At 73.1% G+C, this 5,760-nt stretch carries 6 protein-coding genes; 3 read left to right on the forward strand and 3 right to left on the reverse strand.

Annotated elements, in window-relative coordinates:
- Positions 1-48 precede the first annotated feature (48 nt).
- Together ACFU7Z_RS35015 and ACFU7Z_RS35020 are read right to left on the reverse strand one after the other, a co-directional pair.
- On the reverse strand, positions 49-624 hold the full coding sequence (locus tag ACFU7Z_RS35015; RefSeq protein ID WP_049655167.1) for a TerD family protein: 576 nt from the start codon (positions 622-624) through the stop codon (positions 49-51).
- 134 nt (positions 625-758) lie between these two features.
- The gene (locus tag ACFU7Z_RS35020; RefSeq protein WP_369808326.1) at positions 759-1,256 is read right to left on the reverse strand and encodes a hypothetical protein; all 498 of its coding nucleotides are present in this window, start codon (positions 1,254-1,256) and stop codon (positions 759-761) included.
- Positions 1,257-1,354: 98 nt separating this feature from the next.
- Between ACFU7Z_RS35020 and arfB the strand changes: the two genes are divergently transcribed.
- On the forward strand, positions 1,355-1,789 hold the full coding sequence (gene arfB / locus ACFU7Z_RS35025; protein WP_049655169.1) for an alternative ribosome rescue aminoacyl-tRNA hydrolase ArfB: 435 nt from the start codon (positions 1,355-1,357) through the stop codon (positions 1,787-1,789).
- A 12-nt stretch (positions 1,790-1,801) separates the two neighbouring features.
- Here the strand turns inward: arfB and ACFU7Z_RS35030 are convergent, their stop codons facing one another.
- Entirely contained in the window at positions 1,802-2,338 is a 537-nt protein-coding gene (locus tag ACFU7Z_RS35030) for a flavin reductase family protein (RefSeq protein ID WP_369808329.1), read from the reverse strand.
- Positions 2,339-2,700: 362 nt separating this feature from the next.
- Here ACFU7Z_RS35030 and ACFU7Z_RS35035 point away from each other — a divergent pair, with 362 nt between their 5' ends.
- Both ACFU7Z_RS35035 and ACFU7Z_RS35040 read left to right on the forward strand, forming a co-directional pair.
- Positions 2,701-4,488: a diguanylate cyclase domain-containing protein gene (locus tag ACFU7Z_RS35035; RefSeq protein WP_380745040.1), complete on the forward strand. Its 1,788-nt coding sequence runs from the start codon at positions 2,701-2,703 to the stop codon at positions 4,486-4,488.
- Between the two features lie 156 nt (positions 4,489-4,644).
- Positions 4,645-5,658, forward strand: a complete 1,014-nt coding sequence (locus tag ACFU7Z_RS35040; RefSeq protein WP_380782033.1) for a hypothetical protein — start codon at positions 4,645-4,647, stop codon at positions 5,656-5,658.
- Positions 5,659-5,760: the final 102 nt, after the last annotated feature.

A 5,760-nucleotide genomic window follows, 5' to 3' on the forward strand; every position in this document is an offset into this window, starting at 1 on the left:
GAGTCGGACGGACCGACTTCCCGCGCCGCGGCGTTGTCCGCGGGTGCGTCAGAGCTGGACGCCGAAGTCCTGGGCGATGCCGGCCAGGCCGGAGGCGTAGCCCTGGCCGACGGCGCGGAACTTCCACTCCCCGTTGTTGCGGTAGAGCTCGCCGAAGATCATCGCGGTCTCGGTGGCGGCGTCCTCGGAGAGGTCGTAGCGGGCGATCTCGGCGCCGCCGGCCGCGTTCACCACGCGGATGTAGGCGTTGCGGACCTGGCCGAAGTTCTGGCCGCGGGCGGTGCCGTCGTAGATGGTGACCGGGAAGGTGATCTTGGCGGCCTCGACCGGCAGGCCGGCCAGGTTGATGTTGATCGACTCGTCGTCGCCCGCGCCCTCGCCGGTGCGGTTGTCACCGGTGTGCACGACGGTGTTGTCCGGCGTGCTGGTGTTGTTGAAGAAGACGAAGTGGCCGTTGGACAGCACCTTGCCGTCCGCGTTCAGGACGATCGCGCTGGCGTCGAGGTCGAACTCGGCGCCGGTCGTGGTGCGGACGTCCCAACCCAGGCCGACGGTGACCGCGGACAGGCCGGGGGCCTCCTTGGTCAGCGAGACGTTGCCACCCTTGGAGAGGCTCACTGGCATGACGATTGCAGTCCCTTCGTTCGCTTCGTTCGCTATTTCCCGGGACAACGCAATACCGCGGTGGCTTGGTTCCGCAGGGGCCGTGAATTCTTCGTGGGCGCCCAACGGAGGGCAAAGACCGGGCAAAGGACGTGTCAGATGCGCCGGAACCGGCCCTGCAGCGTCCAGATGTTCGGGTTGTCGGCCAGGTCGGGGTGCATGTCGAAGAGGTCGGCCAGGGTGTCCTGGAGGAAGTCCCGGGCCTCGCGCCGCAGCTCGCCGTGGCGGACCACCACCGGCGGCTCGTCCGGCAGCCAGGTGGCGGTGACCTCGACCCAGTTGAAGCGGCGGGCGAAGCGCAGCAGCTCGGTGTTCTGGGTGAAGTCGAGGTCGGCGGTCTGCACCCGGGCGGCCCGGACGCCGTCCGGGTCGCGGTCCAGGAGTTCGGCGACGTCGCACAGTGCCCAGGCGAAGTCGAGCACGGGCACCCAGCCCCAGGCGGTGGACAGTTCCGAGCCCTCGCCGTCCAGGTAGACGTCGCCGCAGAACAGGTCGTACCGCAGGGCGTGCACGGACGCGGTGCGGTAGTCCGTCTGCGGGGGGTCGGGGAAGCGGTTGGAGAGGGAGTAGCCGAGCTCGATCACGTACGCCATTGTCGGGGCTCGGGGCGCCCGGGGGTAACCGGGTGCGGAAGCGGGGGGCGTACCGATATCCGGGTGACCGGACGGGCCGGGCGCGGGATGATGGGCGCATGTCCGAGCCCATCCGCGTACGGGGGTCGGTGGTCGTCCCCGACGCCGAGCTCGTCTGGCGCTTCTCGCGTTCCTCCGGCCCCGGCGGCCAGCACGTCAACACCTCCGACTCCAAGGCCGAGTTGCGCTTCGACCTGGCCTCGACCAGGGCGCTGCCCGAGGTGTGGCGCGAGCGCGCGCTGGAGCGGCTGGCCGGCCGGCTGGTGGACGGCCGGGTGCTGGTGGTCCAGGCCTCGGAGTTCCGCTCGCAGTGGCGCAACCGGGAGGCGGCCGCGGCCCGGCTGTCGGCGCTGCTGACCGAGGCGTGCGCGCCGCCGCCGAAGGCCCGGCGGGCGACCAGGCCGAGCCGGGGGATGGTCCAGCGGCGGCTGGAGAACAAGAAGCACCGCTCCGAGCTGAAGCGGGGCCGCCGGGCGCCGCGGGGCGGCGAGTAGCCGGCCGGGCCCTCAGCCGAGGGTGCGGTAACCGCCGCGGAAGTAGAGCAGCGGGCGGCCGCCGGGGTCGGGCACCGTGGCCTCCAGGACGCGGCCGAGCAGCAGGGTGTGGTCGCCGGCGGGTATCCGCTGCTCGGTGCGGCACTCGACGGTGGCCAGCGCGCCGTCGACCAGCGGGGCGCCGGTGCGCGGGCCGCGGTGGTGCGGGGTGTCCGCGAACAGCAGCCGGTCGCTGAGCCGGCCCTTCATGGCGAACCGGGAGCCGAGCGTCTTCTGTCCCTCGGTCAGCACCGAGACCGCCCAGGTGTCCACCCGGGAGAGCACCTCGTCCATCCGGGAGTCCTCGCGGACCGAGATCAGCACCAGCGGCGGCTCCAGCGACACCGAGAGGAAGGACGTGGCGGTCATGCCGACGTCCTCGCCGTCCTCCGGGTCGTGGACGGTCACCAGGCTCACGCCGGCGGCGAGCTGGGAGAGGGCAGCCCGGAACTCGTCGGGCGTGGCGTGGGGGGCAGCTTCGGGCTGCGGCGACGGGTACACGTACCGCACGGTAGTCGTCACCTGGGAGGAACGGCATCGGGCCTTGGTCGTAGGACCGGCGGTCCGGCCGAAGGGTTACGCCCGGTGGCCGAACTCACCCTCAGGAGTGAAGCGACCGGACTGGCGGGCGCAGTCGGCTTCAGTCGGCGGCCAATGCGGTCGACCACCAGAAAAGTTCCGATGGCGCTGTATGTCCCACTACGGGACAGATGAACTGATTAAGGGCGCATTAGTCTCGTGTGATTTAAGTCACAAGTGATGGCCTATTGCTGACCGAGCGTGCCGAGCGCTGTGCTCCCTGTGATTCAGTTCTTCTGGCAATCGGACGATAACCAATCAAGAACTATCCGAAGCAGCCGGGGAGCCCCCGCATGGAAGCCGAGTCGGAGCCGTACGTCCGTCTCGCGACCCTCCGCACCTTGCACCGGGTCGTGGCGGACCTCAACGCTGCCCGCAGCCTCGCTGGCACGCTCCAGGCCGTGGTCGAGGGCGCGGTGCACGGGCTCGGCTTCGACGCCGCCGCGGTCAGCCTCGTCCGGCCCGACGGCGACCTCGTGGTGGCGGCCGTCTGGGAGCTGGAGGAGAGCCCGATGGGCGGCCCCTCCGTCCTGCTCGGCCAGGTCGGCTCCCGGGAGTCCTGGGACCGGCTGCTCGGCGTCAGCGACCACTGGGGCACCCTGCGCTTCCTGCCGTACGACCGCGGCTGGGCCGTCGCCAGCGACATCCCGCGCTGGATCGGGGACGGCCCGCTGCCGGTGTACGCCAACGACTGGCACCCCGCCGACGGGCTGCTCGCCCCGATGTACAGCGCCGGCGGCGACCTCCTCGGCGTCCTCTCGGTGGACCGCCCGCGCAGCGGCAAGCGGCCCGGAGCCTGGACCCGTGAGGCGCTGGAGATGTTCTCCCTGCAGGCCTCCATCGCGATCGGCAACGCCCGGCTGCGGGCCGAGATGCAGCGCGCGCTGGCCCGCCTGGAGAAGGAGCAGCAGGCGCTGCGGGCCAGCGAGGAGAGCTTCCGCCAGGCCTTCGAGTACGCGCCCAGCGGGATGGCGATCACCGAGCTGCACGGCGTCGGGCGCGGCCAGCTGACCAGGGTCAACGACGCGCTCTGCCGACTGCTCGGCCGGCCCCGGGCGGTGCTGCGCCAGCAGAGCTTCGCCGACCTCGTGCACCCCGAGGACCGGGCGCTGCTGGAGCGCACCAGCGCCGAGAGCGGCCGCGCGGAGCTGCGGCTGTCCCGGCGGGACGGCGGCTACCAGTGGGTCTGCCTGCGCAACTCGATCGTCGCGGACGCGGCCGAGGGGCCGAGCTTCCTGCTCACCCACGTCGAGGACATCGAGGACCGCAAGCGGCACGAGTTCCAGCTCGCCCACCGGGCCAGCCACGACGCCCTGACCGGGCTGCCGAACGGCGCCGAGCTCAAGGCCCGGCTGGCCCGCCGGCTCTGCGCCCAGCCGCAGCCGGTCGGCGCCACCGGCGGGCAGGTCGAGGTGGCCTACCCGCAGCCGTACGGCTACCCGGCCGACTCCTACAGCGCGCACGCGGCGCACGACGGGCTGGAGGGCGCGGACCGGTACGCCGGGCCGGCGCACGGCTACGGCCTGCCCGAGGGGCTGCCGGGCGGGCTCGGCCCGGGCTTCGGGGAGCACGTGCACGCGGTGGTCCCGGCCGAGTACGGGCCGGGCGGCGAGGCCTGGTCGGCGCCGTTCCGCTCGGGCACCGCGGCGGCGGTGGACAAGGGGCTCGCGGTGCTCTTCTGCGACCTGGACGGCTTCAAGTCGATCAACGACCGGTTCGGCCACAACGCGGGCGACGCGGTGCTGGTCGAGGTCGCCCGGCGGCTGAGCCAGGCCGTCCGGGACGGCGACACGGTGGCCCGGCTCGGCGGCGACGAGTTCGTGGTGCTGGCGGACGGGATCGGCCGCGAGGAGGCCAAGGACCTCGCCCACCGGCTGCGGGGCGCGATCATCCCGCCGATGCGGATCGACGGACGGGCGATGCGGGTGGGGGTGAGCCTCGGCGTCGGCTGGGCCGGCTGCGGGATGAGCATCGAGGAGGTGCTGCAGACCGCGGACGAGCGGATGTACGACGAGAAGCGGGCCCGGGGCGGGGCGGTGCGCGGGGCGCGCGGCGAGCGCTCGCACCGGCGCGCGGGCTGAGCCGGCGGCGGCCCCCGCGGGCCCGGGCCGGCCCTGGTCGGTCCCGGTTACCCGTGAGTTGTCAAGGGTTCTTTTCCCGCCGTCACATACGGCAGGTAGGGTTCCCGGTACGACAGCGTCCATGATCTGCGCCGCCCGCAGCAGGCGGCGCACCGGATGGGGGAGCAGACCACCGTGACGACCGCCGGCAGCAACGGAGTGCCCGAGGGCCAGGGGGGCGGTGCCCCGCAGGACGACGACCCGTTCGGCTACCTCTACCGCCCGGCCGACGGTTCCACCGGGCAGCCGGCCGAGCCGCAGCAGGGGGTCCCGCGCACGCCGTACAGCCGCCCGATGGAGGTCGGGCGCGCCCAGTACGGCTACCCGCCGCGGGCACAGCAGCAACAGCAGCAGCCGTACGGCCAGCAGGGCATGCCGCCGCAGTACCCGGGCGGCCAGCCGCAGGCCCCGTACGGTCAGCCCGGCCCGCCGCAGCAGCCCGAGTACGGTGCGGCGCCCACCCAGCAGACCCGCTACGCCGAGCACTCCCGGCCGCAGCCGGGGGAGGAGCCGCGCAGCAGCGGCCGGAGCAAGGGCGCGGTGATCGGCGCGGTGGCCGTGGTCGCGGCGATAGCGATCGGGGCGGGCATAGCCCTCTCCACCGGGGACCCGGACGACAACAAGACCGGCAAGGGCGGCACCGCCACCACCGCCCCGCCGGCCACCACCACCCCGGGGCCGACCGCCACGACCGCCAGCGGCTCCCCCTCGGCGAGCGCCACCCCGGTCTCCGGACCGACGACCGTGGACGCCGGCCAGCTCCAGGGGCAGAACGCGCCCTCCGGCAACACCGTCAAGGGCGCCAAGTCGGCCGACGGCAGCTACCTGACGCTCCAGCCGGGCGGCTCGGTGACCTGGACCGGCGAGATCGCCACCGCCGGGTCGTACAAGCTGACCGTGCACTACAACTACTCGGGCGCGGAGTTCAAGGGCTCGGCCGCGGTGAACGGCAAGGACTGGCCGAGCGGGGTGACGTACAGGATCTACGGGCCGCAGCCCAAGGACCAGACCTCCGCCTGGTACAGCACCTGGATACTGCCGCAGTTCCAGGCCGGGCCGAACACGGTGACCCTCACGGTGCCTTCCGGCGCGGTCCTGGTCGACCAGATCACCATCGAGCCGGGCGGCTGAGCCCGCCCCTCCTCCGGACACACCACGGCCGCCCGTCCCCGCGTGGGGGAGGGCGGCCGTCGGCGTCGCTCAGGCGGGTTTGACGGTGGAGAACCTCTCGCC

Source organism: Kitasatospora sp. NPDC057518 (assembly GCF_042802075.1).
Lineage (GTDB): Bacteria > Actinomycetota > Actinomycetes > Streptomycetales > Streptomycetaceae > Kitasatospora.

Excerpts from the sequence above, each read along its gene's own strand:
- ACFU7Z_RS35020 (WP_369808326.1), bottom strand. The coding sequence starts at position 1,256 with ATGGCGTACGTGATCGAGCTCGGCTACTCCCTCTCCAACCGCTTCCCC.
- ACFU7Z_RS35035 (WP_380745040.1), top strand. The coding sequence starts at position 2,701 with ATGGAAGCCGAGTCGGAGCCGTACGTCCGTCTCGCGACCCTCCGCACC.
- ACFU7Z_RS35040 (WP_380782033.1), top strand. The coding sequence starts at position 4,645 with ATGGGGGAGCAGACCACCGTGACGACCGCCGGCAGCAACGGAGTGCCC.
- arfB (WP_049655169.1), top strand. The coding sequence starts at position 1,355 with ATGTCCGAGCCCATCCGCGTACGGGGGTCGGTGGTCGTCCCCGACGCC.
- ACFU7Z_RS35015 (WP_049655167.1), bottom strand. The coding sequence starts at position 624 with ATGCCAGTGAGCCTCTCCAAGGGTGGCAACGTCTCGCTGACCAAGGAG.